This is a genomic window from Streptomyces sp. MK37H, from assembly GCF_018035285.1.
Taxonomy (GTDB): domain Bacteria; phylum Actinomycetota; class Actinomycetes; order Streptomycetales; family Streptomycetaceae; genus Streptomyces; species Streptomyces endocoffeicus.
Genome location: NZ_JAAAYH010000803.1, coordinates 1 through 1,733, shown reverse-complemented (window position 1 = coordinate 1,733; position 1,733 = coordinate 1). Strand labels below are relative to the sequence as shown.

At 68.4% G+C, this 1,733-nt stretch carries 1 tRNA gene and 2 pseudogenes; 1 reads left to right on the top strand and 2 read right to left on the bottom strand.

Features of this window, described 5'->3' with window-relative positions:
* Nucleotides 1-278: pseudogene (locus tag GWI24_RS44050) on the bottom strand (lytic polysaccharide monooxygenase); the annotation flags it as partial.
* A gap of 278 nt (nt 279-556) precedes the next feature.
* Between GWI24_RS44050 and GWI24_RS44045 the strand changes: the two are divergent.
* Nucleotides 557-1,447 (top strand): annotated as a pseudogene (locus tag GWI24_RS44045) (DUF72 domain-containing protein).
* A 160-nt stretch (nt 1,448-1,607) separates the two neighbouring features.
* Here the strand turns inward: GWI24_RS44045 and GWI24_RS44040 are convergent.
* Nucleotides 1,608-1,679: transfer RNA gene (locus tag GWI24_RS44040), tRNA-Arg, on the bottom strand.
* Nucleotides 1,680-1,733: the final 54 nt, after the last annotated feature.

Sequence of the window (1,733 nt, the reverse complement as noted above, 5' to 3'; positions counted from 1 at the left end):
GTACGTCTGGCCCATGTGCGAGGCCTGCCAGATCGTGTAGACGACGTGGCGGCCGGTGTAGCCGGAGGTGCTGACGTTGATGGAGTAGTTCTGGCCGGGGGCGTACTTGCCGGTCGTGGTGACCACGGGGTTCTGGAAGTGCTTGCCCAGCGTTGCCAGCAGCCGTAGTTGCGGGACGCCGGGTCGATCACCGACCCGTGGGCGCTTGCGGTGGGGGACCACGGGATCAGGCACATCAGCGCCGTGGCTAGCAGGGCAAAGGTGCGAGACGCCCAACGTAAGGAGTTTCGCGTTCATGACAAGTGCACGATCTTCCTAGATTGCCCGGCGGTTGGGCCTCGAAACATCGAGTGGGGGTAGCGACGCGCGCGTCGCGGCAGCGCCTGGCCCCTGGCTTAGTGTCAGGTACCGGGATGGTGAGCGCCTTCCGCGTTGGTCGACGGCGGTCGCCGTTCATGGCGGCCGACATCGAACTTCCCCGGATTGCACGGCCGTTGAGTGGCGGTCCGGCGTCGCGGCGGTGCTGTCCACTCCGACATGGGGTAGCCGGGACGGCATGGGCGAGATTCTGGTCGGCACCTGTTCATGGACGGACCGCGCTCTGCTGTCCAGCGGCTGGTACCCGCCGGGGCTGCGCGACGCGGAGGGGAGGCTGCGGCACTACGCCGCCCAGTTCCCGGTGGTGGAGGTCGACGCCACGTACTACTCCCTGCCCGGCACCCGCAACAGCACCCTGTGGACCGAGCGCACCCCGGACAGTTTCCGCTTCGACGTCAAGGTTTTCTCTCTGCTCACCGGGCACCCGACTCGCTCGAACGCTCTGCCCGTCGATCTGCGTCCCGCGCCGGCCGGGCGGCAGGGCCGGCGCGCGGGGTACGAGGACCTCGATCCGGGGCTGCTCGACGAGGTGTGGCAGCGGTTCAGCGGAGCCCTCGAGCCGCTGAAGAATGCCGAACGCCTCGGCATCCTGCTCTTCCAGTTCCCGCCCTGGTTCGCACCCGGCGACGCACGGGCGAAGGCGTTCCTCGAAACAATGCGCCCGACGTATGGCGGGGTGACCCGTCGCCGTGGAGTTCCGACATCCCGGCTGGTGGGCGAAGGATGAGCGTGCCGCGACCGCGGCGGCGCTCGCCGACTGGGACATGGCCGCTGTGGCCGTGGACATGACTCAGACGCTGCCCGCCTCCATACCTCCGGTCACCTCACCCCGGCTGGCCGTGGCGCGCTTCCTTGGGTGCAATGACGCCTGGGGTACTGGCAGTAAGGAGGAGCGGTTTCGCCACATCTACGCGCCGGGGGAACTGAAGGATTGGGTTCCGTCTCTTCGCGGGATGGTCGAAGGGCCGACCAGGTGCACGTCCCGTTCAACAACTGCTGTGCCGACGCGGCCGTCCGGGCTGCGGAGTCGATGCGGGATCTGCTCGGTGCGCGTACGGGGTCGGGGTGACGGGCGTTGCCGCCGCCGCGAGGCGTCGGTGACGCCAACGGTCGCGGTTACCACGTGATCACTGGCGTGTGTGCCCCCGCCGCATCCGGCCGCGCATATGCGAAGACCCCGCACTCAGCGTCTGGGCTGATGGCGGGGTCTGCTGGCACCTCATGCGAGGTGCCCCCGGCAGGATTCGAACCTGCGCACACGGCTCCGGAGGCCGTTGCTCTATCCCCTGAGCTACGGGGGCCTGTCGCTGTTGTTTGCGGCGACGGGTAGAACCCTACCAGCTCGATCAGGGTGG